Below are 16,968 nucleotides of genomic sequence, written 5' to 3'. Positions count from 1 at the left end.
ATGTCTGCTGCCAATAAACCGCTTGATATCAAACAGAGCGTCATCGACGCGATCCTGGCCGGCCTGATCTCGCTGATCGTGTTCGGGCCGATCGTCGGCGTGGTGCTCGACGGCTATAGCTTCAACCTGCAACCGGCCCGCGTCGGCTGGCTGGTGGCGATCGTGATGATCGGGCGTTTTGCCTTGAGCCTGTTCCTGCAAACGCCCAAGGGACTGAAGATTCTCCAGGGCTTCGAAAGCACTGGCTCCGGTGTGCATGTGTTGCCGCCGGACTACAAGTCGCGCTTGCGCTGGATCATTCCGGCTCTGATCGTGATTGCCATCGTGTTTCCGTTCTTCGCCAATAAATACGTGCTCACGGTGGTCATTCTCGGGCTGATCTACGTGCTGTTGGGCCTGGGCTTGAACATCGTGGTCGGCCTGGCGGGGCTGCTCGACCTGGGTTACGTGGCGTTCTACGCCATCGGTGCCTATGGCCTGGCGCTGGGCTACCAATACCTGGGGCTGGGTTTCTGGACCGTATTGCCGCTGGCGGCCATCGCGGCGGCGATGGCGGGGTGCATATTGGGATTCCCGGTGTTGCGAATGCACGGTGACTACCTGGCCATCGTGACCCTGGGGTTTGGTGAGATCATCCGGTTGGTGCTGAACAACTGGCTGTCGTTCACTGGCGGGCCGAATGGCATGCCCGTGCCGTCGCCAACCTTTTTCGGCCTGGAGTTCGGCCGACGAGCGAAAGATGGCGGGGTGCCGTTCCATGAGTTCTTCGGCCTCGACTACAACCCCAACATCAAATTCCTGTTCATCTACATCGTGTTGTTCATCACGGTACTGCTGGTGCTCTACATCAAGCATCGCCTGACCCGCATGCCGGTCGGACGTGCCTGGGAAGCGCTGCGCGAAGATGAAATCGCGTGCCGCTCCATGGGCCTGAACCATGTGCTGGTCAAGCTCTCGGCCTTCACCATCGGCGCGTCCACGGCTGGCCTGGCCGGGGTGTTCTTCGCCAGTTACCAGGGCTTCGTCAACCCGTCGTCGTTCACCTTCTTCGAGTCGGCGCTGATCCTGGCGATCGTGGTGCTGGGTGGCATGGGCTCGACGGTCGGCGTGGTGATTGCGGCATTCGTGCTCACCGTGGCGCCGGAACTGCTGCGCAGCTTCTCTGAATACCGAGTGCTGCTGTTCGGCGTACTGATGGTGTTGATGATGATCTGGCGCCCACGCGGCCTGATCCGTATCAGCCGTACCGGTGTGACGCCGCGCAAGGGGGTAGCGCCATGAGCGAAGTCGTACTCAAAGTTGAAAACCTGATGATGCAGTTCGGTGGCATCAAGGCCCTCAGCGATGTCAGCCTGCAGGTCAAGCGCAACTCGATCTTCGCCCTGATCGGCCCCAACGGTGCGGGCAAGACCACGGTGTTCAACTGCCTGACCGGTTTCTACAAGGCTTCGGGCGGCAAGATCGAACTCAATGTGCGCGGCGAGCAGACCAACGTCATCAAGTTGTTGGGCGAAGCGTTTCGCCCGACCGACTTCGTCTCGCCGAAATCCTTCGCCAGCCGGCTGTACTACAAGATGTTCGGCGGCACCCACTTGGTGAACCGCGCCGGCCTGGCGCGCACTTTCCAGAACATTCGCCTGTTCAAGGAAATGTCGGTGCTGGAAAACCTGCTGGTGGCCCAGCACATGTGGGTCAACCGCAGCCTGGTGGCGGGCATTCTCAACACCAAGGGCTACCGCAAGGCTGAAAGCGACGCCCTGGACCATGCCTTCTATTGGCTGGAAGTGGTGGACCTGGTGGATTGTGCCAACCGTCTGGCGGGCGAGCTTTCCTATGGCCAGCAACGCCGTCTGGAAATCGCCCGGGCCATGTGCACGCGTCCGCAGATCATCTGCCTCGACGAACCGGCCGCCGGCCTTAACCCTCAGGAAACCGAAGCGCTGAGCGCGATGATCCGGCTGCTGCGCGACGAGCACGATCTGACCGTGGTGCTGATCGAACACGACATGGGCATGGTAATGAGCATTTCCGACCACATCGTGGTGCTGGACCACGGCAACGTGATCGCCGAGGGCGGTCCCGAGGCGATTCGCAACGATCCGAAGGTGATTGCGGCTTACTTGGGTGCCGATGAAGAGGAGCTGGTATGAGTGGACCTATCCTCGAACTCAAGGAGTTGGACGTGTTCTACGGGCCGATCCAGGCCCTGAAGAAAGTCTCGATGCACATTGGCGAAGGCGAGACCGTGAGCCTGATCGGCTCCAACGGTGCCGGCAAGTCCACGCTGTTGATGTCGATCTTTGGCCAGCCCCGCGCGGCGGGTGGGCAGATCATCTACCAGGGCGTGGACATTACCCACAAGTCCTCCCACTACATCGCCTCCAACGGCATCGCGCAGTCGCCAGAAGGGCGGCGGGTTTTTCCCGACATGACGGTCGAGGAAAACCTACTGATGGGCACCATTCCGATCGGTGACAAATACGCCAGCGAAGACATGCAACGCATGTTCGAGCTGTTCCCGCGGCTCAAGGAACGCCGCAACCAGCGGGCCATGACCATGTCCGGCGGCGAGCAGCAAATGCTCGCCATCGCCCGGGCATTGATGAGCCGGCCGAAGTTGTTGCTGCTCGATGAACCGAGCCTGGGGCTGGCGCCGATCGTGGTGAAGCAGATCTTCGCCACCCTGCGTGAGCTGGCGTCCACCGGGATGACCATCTTCCTGGTGGAGCAGAATGCCAACCACGCCCTCAGGTTGTCGGACCGGGCTTATGTGATGGTCAATGGTGAAATCCGCCTGACCGGCACCGGCAAGGAACTGCTCGCCAACGAGGAAGTGCGCAACGCATACCTGGGCGGGCATTGAGGCGGTTGAAGCAATGAAAAAAACCGGCGAGTGAATCGCCGGTTTTTTTATCTCCCCCAAACACCACCATCCCTCTGTGGGAGCGGGCCTGCTCGCGATAGCGGCGTGTCAGCCACTCTCCATGGCACTGACAGACAGCCATCGCGAGCAGGCTCGCTCCCACAGGGTTTTTATGCGTTTTTGCAATTGTGGACAACAATCCTGAGCCCCTGCGAAACCGCGACATAAAGTCGCCGCAAACAGTTGTTTTGTCACGATTTTGACTTGTCCCCGTTTGCTGTGGAACTGGCTGTGGGTAACGTGGGAGTAGCTGGCTGAAAGCCTTTGAATACGTGGCTTGCAGGGCTGTGATGGTTTTTTGATCAGGCGTTTCTGATCAAGCGTCAGCGGCTGTTGTCAACAGTTTTCCGAGTACTGGAATGGGCTCGAAAGTCTGTGAGCAAGCCTGTGGATAAGTCTGTGATTAAACTCTGGAAAGACCGCGCTGAGGGCCATGGTTACTGGCTTGGAGCCATCGGCTCTTGCGCGCTGGCTTATAGCAGATAACTTGCGTTGCACAACCTGAGTTGCAGGGTCAAGCGAAAATATTTTCCAAATACCCCGCAAAGCCTTATGCACAGCGGCTTGCGGGTTTTGCACTTGCCCCCGATTACTGTGGACGTGCCTGTGGATAAGGTGCGGGCAATCGGCTACGGGCCTTGTTGGACAAGGCCTGGCGTGGATTGGTTGTTTTATGAGCAGCTGCGGGCCAGAAGTTCATGGGCAAACTTGCCCCCGGCGCCCCAGGCCGGGCATGCTGTGGGCCGATTTCCATTCAATGGCTTTTGAAGTTCAAACAAGGAGAACACGATGTCTGACACCCTGTTTATCACCGGCGCGACATCCGGTTTTGGTGAGGCCTGTGCCCGTCGTTTTGCCGAGGCCGGTTGGAAACTGGTGCTGACTGGTCGTCGTGAAGAACGCCTCAATGCCCTTTGCGCCGAGCTGTCGAAGCAGACCGAAGTCCATGGCCTGGTCCTGGATGTGCGCGATCGCAAGGCCATGGAGGAGGCCATTTCCAACCTGCCGCCGTCCTTCGCCACGTTGCGCGGGCTGATCAACAACGCCGGCCTGGCCTTGGGCGTCGACCCGGCGCCCAAGTGCGACCTCGATGACTGGGACACCATGGTCGACACCAATGTCAAAGGCCTGATCTACAGCACTCGCCTGCTGTTGCCGCGCTTGATCGCCCACGGTCGTGGGGCCGGGATCGTCAACCTGGGCTCCATCGCCGGCAACTACCCGTATCCGGGCAGCCATGTGTATGGCGCGAGCAAGGCGTTCGTCAAACAGTTCTCCCTGAACCTGCGTTGCGACCTGCAAGGCACGGGCGTGCGAGTGAGCAACATCGAGCCGGGCCTGTGCGAAAGCGAATTCTCCCTGGTGCGCTTCGGTGGCGACCAGGAGCGCTACAACGCGACCTATGCCGGTGCCGAGCCAATCCAGCCACAGGACATCGCCGACACGATTTTCTGGGTGCTCAACACGCCGGCGCACATCAACATCAACAGCCTGGAGCTGATGCCGGTGAGCCAGACTTGGGCTGGGTTTGCGATTGAGCGTAACAAAACATAAGACCGCGTTATCGTTCATCGCGGGCAAGCCTTGCTCCCACAGGGAAAGATCAAGCCTGTGGGAACAGCCCTACTTCCCCAGAAATGAATCAAAACCTGTGGGAGCAAGGCTTGCCCGCGATAGCGGTTTGCCAGTCAGCCTAGATAATCGGCCAGCCCGCGATAACAGGTCAGCAGGTGATACGGCGTGGTGGACGGCATGTCCCGGCGGCTGACGATGCCGTCGGCGTCCAGGCATTCGTTCCAGCCTTTGCCATGCAGGAACTGCTGCTGCAATGCCTGCAGTTGACGCAGCAATGCACCTTGATTGCCCGGGCGCAAGGTCAGCGCTCGCAAGTACTCCGCCTGGGCCCAGATGCGTTGGGTCGCGTCCCGTGGCTTGGCCTGTGGTTCCAGAGCCAGCATCGCGCACACCGCGCCGGAATCCGGATCGACGCCGCGTTGTTCGGTATGGCCGAAGCTGCGCTCCAGAGCCGTGTGCAACTTGCCGTTGCGCAACAGCGGCGATGAAGCCAGCAAGTAATACCATTCGAACTGGTGTCCCGGTTCGAACCAGTTATCCACAGCCTTGAGCGGCTTCTCCATCATCACGCGTTGCTGCGGCTCGATGAACTGCTTGGCCATCCCGTCGCACAGGCTCAGCAACGCCTGGCGGGCGTTGGCGTCTTCGCGGACCGAGAGGGTGGCGAGGAACGCTTCGGCCAAGTGCATCAAGGGGTTTTGCAACGGTCCGGATCCGGTCGTTGACCAATCGCGCTTGAGACTGGCCTCGTAGAGACCGTCTGCGCTGGCAAAGCGCTTGGCAATGACCTCCAGGCTTGCGTTGAGCACCGATTCCACCAGCGGTTCGCGAACCTTGCCCCAGTAATGGGCGCAGGCGAACAGGATAAAGGCGTGGGTGTAGAGGTCTTTGCCGGTGTCCAGCGGCGCGCCTTGCGGATCGATGCTATAGAACCAGCCGCCGTGTTCGGCGTCGTGGAAATGACGTTGCAGCGAGCGAAACAGTGCGCTGGCCCGTTCCTCGGCCTGGGGCATTTCGCCAATCAGGCTGGCGAACACATACAACTGCCGCGCACAGGCCATGGCGCGGTAGCGCTGGGGCGGCAGCGGCGCATGTTCGGCATCCAGGGATTCATAGGGCAGCGCCAGTTCGGCATTCCAGCCCGGGCCTTGCCACATCGGCACGATCACGTCGTGAAAATGCTGACGCACTGTTGCGAACAGGGCGGTCAATTCAGGCGGGGAAGCGGGGCGGGAAGCATCAGGCATGGGCGGACGTCGTCACGGCTTGGGGGCGATTGCGCGACATGGTAGCAGAGTGGCAGGCCTGGGGAGATGGGGTGGCTATCAGGCCGCCTTCGCGAGCAAGCCCGCTCCCACAGGGTGTGTACCGATCAAATTGTGGGAGCAAGCTCGCTCCCACAAAGGGCGTGAGTACCGATCAATGACTCACCAAAACGCGGTTGTGGCGGCGATTGGTGTTGAGTTGGGCGGTGGTGCTGGTGTTGCAATCTCTTCGCACTCTGAATCCCCACACAACCCCTCTGGCGAGGGCGCTTTTGTGGCGAGGGAGCTTGCTCCCGCTGGGCGGCGCAGCAGCCCCAATAGCAGCAACTCAATCCATCTGATACACCGCGTCAGCAGTTTTAGGGCTGCTTCGCAACCCCGCGGGAGCAAACTCCCTCGCCACAAAAGCTCATCTGCCTTTCGGTCGGTGTTGGAAGCAGACTGGCACCCACAAGGGCTGGTGTACCCGATCAAATTGTGGGAGCGAGCCTGCTCGCGAAGAGGCCCTGGCAGGCGCTAAAGAATCAACCCGCCAACAACCAAACCCCAGCCCCCGCCGAAGCTGCTCCAGCCAACCGAACCAATGGCGCCGCCGCGCGTGGCAGCACTCGCACCAGTGCAAACCCTGCGCCATGCAGCGCCGCCGTGGCTGCGACGAAGCCCACCGCATAGGCCCACGGGCTCGACATGTCCGGCAGTTCCAAGCCATGGGCCACGCCATGGAACAGTGCAAACAATGCCGTCGCGCCAACCGCCAGGCTCAACGGCGGACGCACCGCCAGTGCCACCGCCAGACCCAGGGCCAACACCGAAGCGGCGATCCCGCTCTCCAGCGCCGGCAATGCCAGGCCTTCAAAGCCCAGCAGACCGCCCAGCAGCATCGTACCGACGAAGGTGCAGGGCAGCGCCCAGCGCGCGGCGCCTTGTTGTTGCGCGGCCCATAAGCCGACCGCCAGCATTGCCAGCAAGTGGTCGAGCCCGCCGATGGGGTGGCCGAGGCCGGCGATCAGGCCGTTGTCGCCGTGGCCGGGGTGGGCGAAGGCCAGGGCCGGGGTCAGCAGCAGGGCGAGGGCGCCGAAGAGGCGTTTGAAGGTCATGGATAAGCTTCCTTGTTGTCAGTCGGAAAAATCAGGCGGCGCTCAGCAGACCCTGGCGCTCGATGAAGGCAATGATGTCCTCCAGGCCCTGGCCGGTTTTCTGGTTGCTGAACACGAAGGGCTTGCCATTGCGCATCCGCCGGGTGTCGCTGTCCATCATCTCCAGGGACGCGCCCACCAGGGGGGCCAGGTCGATTTTGTTGATCACCAGCAGGTCGGATTTGCAAATGCCCGGCCCGCCCTTGCGCGGCAGCTTGTCCCCGGCGGAAACGTCGATCACATAGATCGTCAGGTCCGACAGCTCCGGGCTGAAGGTCGCCGACAGGTTGTCGCCGCCCGACTCCACCAGAATCACGTCCAGGCCCGGAAAGCGCCGGTTCAACTGGTCCACCGCCTCGAGGTTGATCGAGGCATCTTCGCGAATCGCCGTGTGCGGGCAGCCGCCGGTTTCCACGCCGATGATCCGTTCCGGCGCCAGGGCTTCGTTGCGCACCAGGAAGTCGGCGTCTTCGCGGGTGTAGATGTCGTTGGTCACCACCGCCAGGTTGTAGCGTTCACGTAGGGCCAGGCACAGGGCCAGGGTCAGGGCGGTCTTGCCGGAGCCCACCGGGCCGCCGATACCGACGCGCAGAGGTTGTGTATTCATGTGTGTCTCCTAGGAACGGAACAGACGGCTGTACTGGCGCTCATGGGCCATGCACGCCAGGGACAGGCCAAACGCGGCGCTGCCGTAATGGTCGGGGTCGATGTTCGAGGCGTCCTGCTGGGCCTGTTGCAACAGCGGCAGCAGTTCGCTGGTCAGGCGCTGGGCTGCTTGCTGGCCCAGGGGCAGGGTTTTCATCAGCACCGCCAGTTGGTTTTCCAGCCAGCTCCACAGCCAGGCGGCGAGGGCGTCCTGGGGCGCGATCTGCCAGGCGCGGGCGGCCAGGGCCCAGCCCAGTGCCAGGTGCGGTTCGCTGCGCTGTTCTAGAAAGTCCCGGGAGGCACCGTCGAGTTCCGGTAGGCCGGCGAGCAGTTGCTGCAACGAGTAGCCCATCTGCCGGCTCTCCTGATACAGCTCGCGGGTTTCCCGGCTGGCGCGGTGCTCCTCACAATGCTGCAGCAGCGCGTTCCAATCGTCAGCGGCGGCCGCGGTGCAGTGAGCCAGCAGCAAGGGCGCCTCGAAACGCGCGAGGTTCAGCAGCAATTGATCGCTGATCCAGCGCCGTGCGTCGTCGGGGTTTTTCACCTGGCCATTGTCCACCGCCATCTCCAGCCCCTGGGAATAGCTGTAGCCGCCAATCGGCAACTGCGGGCTGGCCAGACGCAGCAGCGCCCAGGCCGGGTTCATGTGCGCACGCCAAATTGATGCAGGCGCGGCGCGTAGTTGAAGTCTTCGTCGCCGTGCCGGGAGTGATGATGGCCGCCACCATAGGCGCCATGTTCCGGCTGGAACGGGGCTTCGATGGCTTCAGCGCGGGCGCCCAGTTGTTCGAGCATCGCCTTGAGCACGTAATCGTCCAGCAGGCGCAACCAGCCATCGCCGACTTGCAGGGCCACGTGGCGATTGCCCAGGTGGTAGGCGGCGCGGGTCAGTTCGAAGGCATTGGCGCAGGTGACGTGCAGCAATTGTTCCGCGCGAGCGCAGACGCGCACGATACGCCCGTCTTCGGCCTGCAGGCATTCGCCGTCGTACAGCGGCGGCTGGCCTCGTTCCAGGAACAACCCCACGTCTTCACCTTCGGCACTGAAACAGCGCAGACGGCTTTTGCTGCGGGCGTCGAAGGTCAGGTGCAGCTCGGCGTCCCAGCGCGGTTGAGTGTCGATTCTGCGGTGAATCACCAGCATCGGAGTGCTTCCGGCAATGAACGGTGCTGTGTTTAGAGCAAGGGGCTTGCCAATCGAAGGGGGTGTAGGAAATATCAGGGGATGGCGTTTCAGGATGGGGCGAATTGCGTGCCATGTTGGTGCGCGTCGTGGGGCTGCGCACCATTTTGCGACCAACACAAAAGCGCCTGTGGGAGCGGGCTTGCTCGCGAAGGCGGCGTGTCAGTCGACATCAATATGTCTGATCCACCGCTTTCGCGAGCAAGCCCGCTCCCACAGTGGAATGGTGTTGAACTTGATATTCGATTCGACACAAAACCCTGTGGGAGCGAGCCTGCTCGCGATGGCGTCGGCTCAGCTTGCATCAAAACAACGCGCTATCCCTTGGCACCAGGCGCCGCCATCTCCTTGGTTTCCAGATGATCCAACGCTCGCTCGACCAACAACTGCACGCCATCGGCCATCCGGCTGATGGCCAGGGCGACGCAGCGGCGAGAGTCGTCCACGTCGGCGGCGATGGTGCTGATGGAGGGCAGGTCTTCGGAGGCGTTGGCGAGCAGGGTCTCGGTGTCGATGTGTGGCGAAACGATGAAGAGCTGGTTTTTGTCAGGTTCGGGCGGTGAGGCGGGCTTGGGCTTGAGCTAGTAGTCGAGGGCCGGGTGGCGGCGTCTTCGCGCTTTTTTTCTTCCTGCGCTTGGACGCGGGATTTGTGGCCGCTTTTTGGCGGATTTGGAGTGACCTTGAACATATCTATGTACCAGAGTTGGGGTCGACATCCTTTCGCTTGCATTCGAAGAGGTGGCAACTGTTGAACAGCCCGGCGTATTGAAGGAAATGTCCGAGGGTTTGGCGGGGAAAAAGCACCGAAAGATCACAGCGGTCGGCAGCTCCTACAGAGATGGCCCTATCGCCCAGGCGGTTCTTCGGGAGGCGGTGTGTCAGGTGGGCAATCAGGGGCTGAGACGCCGCCATCGCGAGCAGGCTCGCTCCCACAGAGAACGCATGCTGACAGTTATTCGGTACTGCCCAACCCTTGCCAATGCTTGAGGCCAATGAAGATGAATCGCAGTTGCTGGGTCATCTTCGCTTGGGGTGTGAGGTGTTCGGGGAGGGCTTGGGCGGGTGGGTCGATGATGTCCGGCAGGGTGGCGAACACGCTCTTGACGATAAGATCGGCCATCACGCCCAGGGCGGCCAGGTCCAGGTGCTGCAGCTTGGGCATCAACGCCAGGTCCGCGGCCAGGTCCGAGCTGATGTCTTCGCGCAATTGAGCAATGGCCTGGCGCACCGGCAGGGAGCCGCCGTACTGCTCGCGGGCCAGGAACAGGAATTGGGAGCGGTTGACTTGCACCACATCGAGAAAGATCCGCACCGACGCGTCGATAATGCCGCCCATGACGAACTCGTTGTGGCGGACCAGGCGGATGGTTTCGCGGAAGGTCTGGCCGACTTCGCTGACCAGTGCCAGGCCGAGTTGGTCCATGTCGTCGAAGTGCCGGTAGAACCCGGTGGGCACGATGCCTGCCGTCCTGGCGACTTCCCGCAGGCTCAGGCTACCGAATCCGCGGCCGCACTCCATCAAATGGCGGGCTGCGTCCATCAGGGCAATTCGAGTCTGTTGTTTCTGTTCGGCGCGGGGCAGCATCGCAAGGCTGGCTTCTGATTCACGGGAGCGACGCACTCTAGCAAATCGGCTTTGCCGACGTCGAACGGTAGAGAGGGGCGGGCGGGGAAAACGGAGGGCCTGAAAAGTCAAAAGCCCGATTGCAGGAATCGGGCTTTTCTCTGGGCCACCATGGGCTCAGCTCACTGTGCCGTTGCGTTCGATCACGCGATCACCACCGCCTTCGGCCACGGTATCGCCCATTTTGGTACGGGAAGAACCGTCTTCGGCGAGGGTTTGGCCTGGAGTGCGGTCGGAACCATCGGCTGCCAAGGTTTGGCCCGGAGTGCGGTCGGAACCGTCAGCGGCCAAGGTTTGGCCTGGAGTGCGGTCGGAACCGTCAGCGGCCAAGGTTTGGCCTGGGGTGCGGTCGGAACCGTCAGCAGCGAGGGTTTGGCCAGGCGTGCGGTCGGAACCGTCGGCTGCCAGGGCATCACTCTGCGGGGTACGGTCATAGCCGTCTTCAGCCAGGCCTTTTTCTTCCAGACGATCACGACCACCTTCGGCAACCGTCTGGCTGTAGACAGAGTGGCTGTCCTTGACCTGTGGCGTGGCTTGTTCGGAAGCTGGCAGTGCGAAGGCAGTGGAGGCCAGCAGTGAAAGGGACAGGCTCATCAGTAATTGGCGTTTCATGATCGTTGCTCCTTGGGAGGGCGATAAAGTGGGTACGAGGGCAATGCTACTCTCGATAAGTCGATATAAAAGTTCATAAACGCAATGGTAATAATCAACGGAATTGATTGTTCGCGGCGAAGGCTCTAGAACGGGCGTTTCCAAGGTGCTGTTTTGCACCGTGGTGGGTATTTTGTACCCATCGCTGCCTCGCAAATGTGCGGGAGCGGTAACAGTTTGTTGGCCGATCAGTCAGAATCCTGGCATCTTTTTGTGCCGTTCATCGGCACCTGTTGGCCGTTTCGCCAGTCCAACCCTTCATGACGAACCGGTGCAGGTTCGTATTTAAAACAGCACCGCGGTTGCGGACGCTGACTTGTCATCAGGAGCCTTGTGCATGACGCGCACCTCGAAAGTCCTCGCCTGGAGCTTTGCCAGCCTTGTTGCCCTGCTGGCGGTGCTGATCCTGGTCATCGCCTTCTTCGACTGGAACCGCATCAAGCCCACGCTCAATGCCAAGGTTTCCGAGGAGTTGCATCGCCCCTTCGCCATCAACGGCAACCTGGCGGTGGTCTGGCAGCGCGAGCCGGAGGAAGGTGGCTGGCGCGCCTGGTTGCCGTGGCCCCATGTGGTGGCCGAAGACTTGAGCCTGGGTAACCCGGACTGGTCGAAAACGCCGCAAATGGTCACGCTCAAGCGCGTCGAGCTGCGCGTTTCGCCCTTGGCCTTGCTGGCCCGGCGGGTGGCGGTTCCGCGCATCGACCTGACGGAGCCCAACGCCAACCTGCAACGCCTGGCGGACGGTCGCGCCAACTGGACCTTCCAATTCGATCCAAAAGACCCGGATGCCGAGCCGTCCAGCTGGGTGGTGGACATCGGCGCCATCGGCTTCGACAAAGGCCACGTCACCCTTAATGACCAGACACTCAAGACCCGCCTCGACCTGTTGATCGACCCATTAGGCAAACCCATCCCGTTCAGCGATATCGTCGGTGACAAAGCCGCGAAAAAAGCCCAGGACCAAGGCGCGACGCCGCAGGACTATGCGTTCGCCTTCAAGGTCAACGGGCAGTATCACGGACAAAACCTGACCGGCTCCGGCAAGGTCGGTGGCTTGCTGGCACTGAAGGATGCCTCACAACCCTTTCCCCTCCAGGCCCAGGCGAAAATCGCTGACACCCGTGTCGAACTGGCCGGCACCCTTACCGACCCGCTGAACCTCGGGGCCCTGGACTTGCGCCTGAAACTGGCCGGCAACAGCCTCGCCAATCTCTACCCGCTGACTGGCGTGACCCTGCCGGACTCGCCGCCTTACGCCACCGATGGTCGTTTGATCGCCAAGCTGCATGAGCCGGGTGGGGCGCTGTTTCGATATGAGGCGTTCAACGGCAAGATCGGCGACAGCGATATCCATGGCGACCTGGCTTACGTCGCCAGCCAGCCGCGGCCGAAACTCAGTGGCGCGCTGGTTTCCAATCAACTGCTGTTCAGCGACTTGGCGCCTCTGATCGGTGCTGACTCCAACGCCGAGCAAAAAGCCCGGGGCGGCGCCAGCAAGCAGCCGACCGGCAAGGTCTTGCCCGTGGAAGAATTTCGCACCGAGCGCTGGAGCGTGATGGACGCCGATGTGGAGTTCACCGGCAAACGCATTGTCCATAGCGAGCAGCTACCGTTCACCGACCTGTACACCCATCTGGTGCTCAACAACGGGCAGTTGAGCCTTGAGCCCCTGCGTTTCGGCGTGGCCGGTGGCCGCCTCGATGCGCAGATCCGCCTCAACGGGCGCACCCGGCCACTGGAAGGCCAGGCGAAGCTGACGGCGCGAGGGTTCAAGCTCAAGCAGTTGTTCCCGGGTTTCGAGCCGATGAAAACCAGCTTCGGCGAATTGAATGGCGATGCCGATATCACCGGGCGCGGCAATTCGGTGGCGGCGTTGCTGGGCACCTCCAACGGCACGCTGAAAATGCTCATCAACGATGGCGCCATCAGTCGGGAGTTGATGGAGCTGGCGGGGTTGAACGTCGGCAACTACGTGGTAGGGAAAATCTTTGGCGACAAGGAAGTGAAGATCAACTGCGCGGCGGCGGACTTCGACATCAAGACCGGCCTGGCGACCACGCGCCTGTTCGTGTTCGACACCGAAAACGCGATCATCTACATCGACGGCACGGCGAACATGGCGAGTGAACAGTTGGACCTGACCATCACCCCAGAGTCCAAGGGCTGGCGCCTGATTTCCCTGCGTTCGCCGTTGTATGTACGGGGACCCTTCGCCAAGCCCGCCGCCGGAGTCAAGGCCGTGCCCCTGATGCTGCGCGGTGCCGGCATGGTGGCGTTGGGTGTGATCGCCGCGCCGGCGGCCGGGTTGCTGGCGCTGGTGGCGCCCAGCGGCGGAGAGCCGAACCAGTGCGCGCCGCTGCTGGAGCAGATGAAGGCGGGCAAGGCGCCGGTGACGGTCAAGCCTACCCGGTAGCCGAGCCTTGCAGTGATACTGCCGGCCCCATCGCGAGCAGGCTCGCTCCCACATTCGACCGAGTTCTTCAGGAAGAATGCGGTCCCCTGTGGGAGCGAGCCTGCTCGCGATGGCGGTATCAGAGATCAGCCAGGATATCGGCCATGTCATCGGCATGCTCTTCTTCCTGGGCCAGGATGTCTTCGAAGATGCGCCGGGTGGTCGGGTCTTTTTCGCCGATGTATTGGATGATTTCCCTGTAGCTGTCGATGGCGATTCGCTCGGCCACCAGGTCCTCGTACACCATTTCTTTGAGGGTGTTGCCTGCGACGTACTGGGCGTGGGAGTTGCGGGTCAACAGATCGGGGTTGAACTCCGGCTCGCCGCCCAGCTGTACGATGCGCTCGGCGAGTTTGTCGGCGTGTTCGGCTTCCTGGTTCGCGTGCTCGAGGAACTCACTGGCCGCCACGCTGGCCTTGAGACCGGTGGCCATGAAGTAGTGGCGCTTGTAGCGCAATACGCAAACCAGTTCGGTGGCCAGCGCTTCGTTGAGCAGGCGGATGACTTCCTGGCGATCGGCGCCGTAGCCTTCGGTCACGGCGCCGTTCTGCACGTTCTGCCGTGCCCGTTCGCGCAGGGTGGTTACATCGGATAAGTGCATGTCGCTCATCTCGTTCTCCTGGAGGCTGATCCGGTTGAGGCGTCACGCTCTGCTGGCGCGATCACTCTAAATGTGAGTGACGCGGTCTTGAAAAAGTTTTACTGAGTTTTTCAGCGCATAACCGGACAGTCGCGCCTCCTCTCCCAACCACTGGAAGAACGCCCGCACCGGCGGATGGCGTTCGCGGCCCGGGACGCACAGGGCGCTGTAGCCGGCGCCGCTGACCTGTACCTCTGGGCGATAGCCCACCAGCAAGCCGCTGGCGATGCTTTCCGACGCCAGGATATTGCTCGCCAAGACCAGGCCCTGCCCGGCAATCGCCGCTTGCAAGGCGTAATGCTCCTCGTCGTACTCGCGCATGCACGGCTGCCGGGTGAGCCAGGTTTCCCCGGCCTGGGCGCACCAGGCATCCCAACCGTGGGCGTACAGCTTGGAGTTGTGCCAGCGCACGCTGATCTGCGTTGGCGGCTGCCGTGCCGCCAGGGCCACCTGTTCAGGCGAGCCATAGACCCCGAAACTTTCATCGAACAGGCACATGCCGTACAGGTTCGGGTAGGCGTCCAGGCTGTAGCGCACCACCAGGTCGACGCTGGCGTCCTGATGCAGGTCGATCACCTCGCAATGGGTGTCCAGGCGCACGTTGATGTTGGGGTGGCGCGCATAAAAGCGCCCCAGGCGAGGCACCAGCCACAGGGCGGCAAACGCGGCGGTGGTGGACAGGGTCAGGTGACTGGTGCTGCGTTGCGGGCGCAAGGTATCGACGCTTTGCGCCACCTCCAGCAAGGCCCCGTGCAAACTGTGGAACAAGCGTTGCCCTCCGTCGGTGAGGCGCACCTGGCGTGGCAGGCGTTCGAACAGGACCAGCCCTAGCCAACTCTCCAGCGCTCGAATCTGGTGGGAGACCGCTGTCGGCGTCACCGACAACTCCGCCGCGGCCGCCTTGAAACTGAGCAACCGCGCGGCGGATTCGAAGGCGCGCAGGGCGTTGAGCGGCAGGTTGGCGAACATCCGGATTCTCCTGAAAACGTGACGGATGAAATTAACTCATCCCGATGAACTAACGCTCAGTTGTCTGCTGGCAGCACAGGGCTTCAATCTGCGCCGCACACGCAGTGTTAATTGTAGCCGCATCAAAGGAGATTCAGATGAGCAAGATTCTTGTAGTGCATGGCAGTCCCCGGGGCGAGCGTTCCCATTCCCGGCGCCTGGCCGAGGCCTTTGTCTCGGCGTGGCAGGCCGCGAATCCGCAATCTCAATTGACCCGCCGCGAAGTCGGACGGACAGTGATACCGCCGGTCAACGAAGCCTTCATTGCGGCGGCGTTCTACCCCGAGCCGCAAAATCGACCCTTGATCATGCAGGCGGACTTGGCCTTGAGCGATGCGTTGGTGGCGGAACTGCAAGCCCACGACCGAGTGGTGATCGCCGCGCCCATGCACAACTTCAGCGTGCCCAGCGGCGTGAAGGCCTGGATCGACCAGATCGTGCGCATCGGGCTGACGTTCAATCACAGCCTGGATAACGGCGTGTCGCACTACGAACCGCTGGTGCTGGGCAAGAAGGCGCTGATCGTGACCAGCCGTGGCGATTTCGGTTTCGGCCCCGGCGGCCAACTGGAGAGCATGAACCACGCCGACACGCTGTTGCGCACCGTGCTGGGGTTTATCGGTATTACCGATGTGACGGTGGTGGCGGCCGAAGGCGAAGAGTCGGCTGAGCGCAGTTTTGCATTGTCCTGTGCCGAGGCCGAGCAGCGTTTGCAGGCGTTGGCGCGTTCTTTCTGAAAGGAGGCTGCGGCGCAGCCCAGCGGGAGCAAGCTCCCTCGCCACGGATTCATCTAGGTGTCATAGACTGGTCATGATCGGTACCGATGCTGACCACCTCTTGATCACAAGGATGTCGCCATGTCGCAACGCTGCGCCACCCGTTACCCGCTGGTGCTGGTCCCGGGCATGTTCGGGTTCATTTGTCTGGTGCTGTATCCGTACTGGTATGGGATCATCTCGGCGTTGCGTCGCGGAGGGGCCGTGGTGGTGGCGGTGAAGGTTTCGCCGCTGCATTCGTCCGAGGTGCGCGGCGAGCAGTTGCTGGCCCTGATCGACGACATCCTGCGGCAAACCGGTGCGCAGAAGGTCAACCTGATCGGCCACAGCCAAGGCAGCCTCACCGCCCGTTATGCCGCCGCCAAGCGCCCGGACCTGGTGGCGTCGGTCACCTCGGTGGCCGGCCCCAACCACGGCTCCGAACTGGCTGATTACCTGCAGCGCCACTATCCCTCCGACAGCGCCAAGGGGCGTGTGCTCAGTGCCGTGCTGCGCCTGATCAACTTGCTGATGAGCCTGTTGGACACTGGCTATCGCGGGCCGAAGCTGCCGGTGGACATCCACGCGTCCCACGTTTCCCTGACCACTGCGGGAGTGGCGCTGTTCAACCAACGTTATCCACAGGGCTTGCCGGCGACCTGGGGCGGCCAGGGGCCGGAAGAGGTCAATGGCGTGCGCTATTACTCGTGGTCCGGCACCTTGCAGCCGGGCAAGACCGATAAGGGACGCAACCTGTTCGACGGCACCAACCGCACGTGCCGTTTATTTGCCCGTACCTTTGTCAGGGAGGCGGGGCAATGCGACGGCATGGTCGGGCGCTACAGCTCACACCTGGGCACGGTCATCGGCGATGACTATCCGCTGGACCACTTCGACATCGTCAACCAGTCGCTGGGGCTGGTGGGCAAGGGCGCCGAGCCGGTCCGGTTGTTTGTCGAGCATGCCGAGCGGTTGAAGGCGGCCGGGGTGTAGATCATCAGGAGGACCGCGTTATCGTTCTTCGCGAGCAAGCCCGCTCCCACAATTGACCGCATTGTGTCTGAAGAAACTCGGTCGAATGTGGGAGCGGGCTTGCTCGCGAAAGCGATAGA

General features: G+C 61.9%; 16 protein-coding genes and 1 pseudogene. 7 read left to right on the top strand and 10 right to left on the bottom strand.

Annotated features, from left to right (window positions below; genetic code table 11):
• From livM to J3361_RS14470, 4 genes are all read left to right on the top strand, one after another.
• Positions 1–1,281 carry a high-affinity branched-chain amino acid ABC transporter permease LivM gene (gene livM / locus J3361_RS14485; protein ID WP_186707824.1) on the top strand — a complete coding sequence of 427 codons (1,281 nt, stop codon included), beginning with the start codon at positions 1–3 and terminating at the stop codon, positions 1,279–1,281.
• The gene (locus tag J3361_RS14480; protein ID WP_057448281.1) at positions 1,278–2,150 is read left to right on the top strand and encodes an ATP-binding cassette domain-containing protein; all 873 of its coding nucleotides are present in this window, start codon (positions 1,278–1,280) and stop codon (positions 2,148–2,150) included. Before livM ends, J3361_RS14480 begins: the two co-directional genes overlap by 4 nt.
• On the top strand, positions 2,147–2,863 hold the full coding sequence (locus J3361_RS14475; RefSeq protein ID WP_018606262.1) for an ABC transporter ATP-binding protein: 717 nt from the start codon (positions 2,147–2,149) through the stop codon (positions 2,861–2,863). Before J3361_RS14480 ends, J3361_RS14475 begins: the two co-directional genes overlap by 4 nt.
• Positions 2,864–3,712: 849 nt before the next feature.
• Positions 3,713–4,477 (top strand): SDR family oxidoreductase, encoded by a 765-nt coding sequence (locus J3361_RS14470; RefSeq protein WP_207965164.1) that lies wholly within the window; start codon positions 3,713–3,715, stop codon positions 4,475–4,477.
• 134 nt (positions 4,478–4,611) lie between these two features.
• On the opposite strand, the gene J3361_RS14465 is transcribed toward J3361_RS14470, so the two are convergent.
• The 8 genes and pseudogenes from J3361_RS14465 to J3361_RS14430 form a co-directional block, all read right to left on the bottom strand.
• Positions 4,612–5,745 carry an AGE family epimerase/isomerase gene (locus tag J3361_RS14465; protein WP_207965163.1) on the bottom strand — a complete coding sequence of 378 codons (1,134 nt, stop codon included), beginning with the start codon at positions 5,743–5,745 and terminating at the stop codon, positions 4,612–4,614.
• 542 nt (positions 5,746–6,287) lie between these two features.
• Entirely contained in the window at positions 6,288–6,860 is a 573-nt protein-coding gene (locus tag J3361_RS14460; protein ID WP_207965162.1) for a HupE/UreJ family protein, read from the bottom strand.
• 31 nt (positions 6,861–6,891) lie between these two features.
• A complete protein-coding gene (gene ureG, locus J3361_RS14455; RefSeq protein WP_207965161.1) occupies positions 6,892–7,506 on the bottom strand; it encodes an urease accessory protein UreG in 615 nt (204 codons plus the stop codon).
• Positions 7,507–7,515: 9 nt separating this feature from the next.
• Positions 7,516–8,190 (bottom strand): urease accessory protein UreF, encoded by a 675-nt coding sequence (locus J3361_RS14450; RefSeq protein ID WP_207965160.1) that lies wholly within the window; start codon positions 8,188–8,190, stop codon positions 7,516–7,518.
• Positions 8,187–8,687: an urease accessory protein UreE gene (gene ureE / locus J3361_RS14445; RefSeq protein WP_057448286.1), complete on the bottom strand. Its 501-nt coding sequence runs from the start codon at positions 8,685–8,687 to the stop codon at positions 8,187–8,189. The genes J3361_RS14450 and ureE overlap by 4 nt, the downstream gene beginning before the upstream one ends.
• Positions 8,688–9,043: 356 nt before the next feature.
• Positions 9,044–9,414 (bottom strand): annotated as a pseudogene (locus tag J3361_RS14440) (DUF6124 family protein).
• A 264-nt stretch (positions 9,415–9,678) separates the two neighbouring features.
• Positions 9,679–10,311: a TetR family transcriptional regulator gene (locus tag J3361_RS14435; protein WP_207965159.1), complete on the bottom strand. Its 633-nt coding sequence runs from the start codon at positions 10,309–10,311 to the stop codon at positions 9,679–9,681.
• A gap of 156 nt (positions 10,312–10,467) precedes the next feature.
• Complete coding sequence (locus J3361_RS14430; RefSeq protein WP_207965158.1) at positions 10,468–10,962, bottom strand: hypothetical protein; 495 nt, start codon at positions 10,960–10,962, stop codon at positions 10,468–10,470.
• A 376-nt stretch (positions 10,963–11,338) separates the two neighbouring features.
• Here J3361_RS14430 and J3361_RS14425 point away from each other — a divergent pair, with 376 nt between their 5' ends.
• On the top strand, positions 11,339–13,414 hold the full coding sequence (locus tag J3361_RS14425; protein ID WP_207965157.1) for an AsmA family protein: 2,076 nt from the start codon (positions 11,339–11,341) through the stop codon (positions 13,412–13,414).
• Between the two features lie 118 nt (positions 13,415–13,532).
• On the opposite strand, the gene J3361_RS14420 is transcribed toward J3361_RS14425, so the two are convergent.
• The gene (locus J3361_RS14420; RefSeq protein WP_092171445.1) at positions 13,533–14,063 is read right to left on the bottom strand and encodes a ferritin-like domain-containing protein; all 531 of its coding nucleotides are present in this window, start codon (positions 14,061–14,063) and stop codon (positions 13,533–13,535) included.
• Positions 14,064–14,120: 57 nt separating this feature from the next.
• Positions 14,121–15,062, bottom strand: a complete 942-nt coding sequence (locus tag J3361_RS14415; protein WP_207965156.1) for a LysR substrate-binding domain-containing protein — start codon at positions 15,060–15,062, stop codon at positions 14,121–14,123.
• A gap of 137 nt (positions 15,063–15,199) precedes the next feature.
• Here J3361_RS14415 and J3361_RS14410 point away from each other — a divergent pair, with 137 nt between their 5' ends.
• Both J3361_RS14410 and J3361_RS14405 read left to right on the top strand, forming a co-directional pair.
• Entirely contained in the window at positions 15,200–15,838 is a 639-nt protein-coding gene (locus J3361_RS14410) for an FMN-dependent NADH-azoreductase (RefSeq protein ID WP_207965155.1), read from the top strand.
• 120 nt (positions 15,839–15,958) lie between these two features.
• Complete coding sequence (locus tag J3361_RS14405) at positions 15,959–16,849, top strand: triacylglycerol lipase (RefSeq protein WP_207965154.1); 891 nt, start codon at positions 15,959–15,961, stop codon at positions 16,847–16,849.
• Positions 16,850–16,968: the final 119 nt, after the last annotated feature.

The sequence above is a fragment of the Pseudomonas sp. OA65 genome (assembly GCF_017498305.1).
Taxonomy (GTDB): domain Bacteria; phylum Pseudomonadota; class Gammaproteobacteria; order Pseudomonadales; family Pseudomonadaceae; genus Aquipseudomonas; species Aquipseudomonas zanjanensis.
Note: the sequence above shows the minus strand (reverse complement) of the source record. Positions and strands in the feature narration are given on the sequence as shown.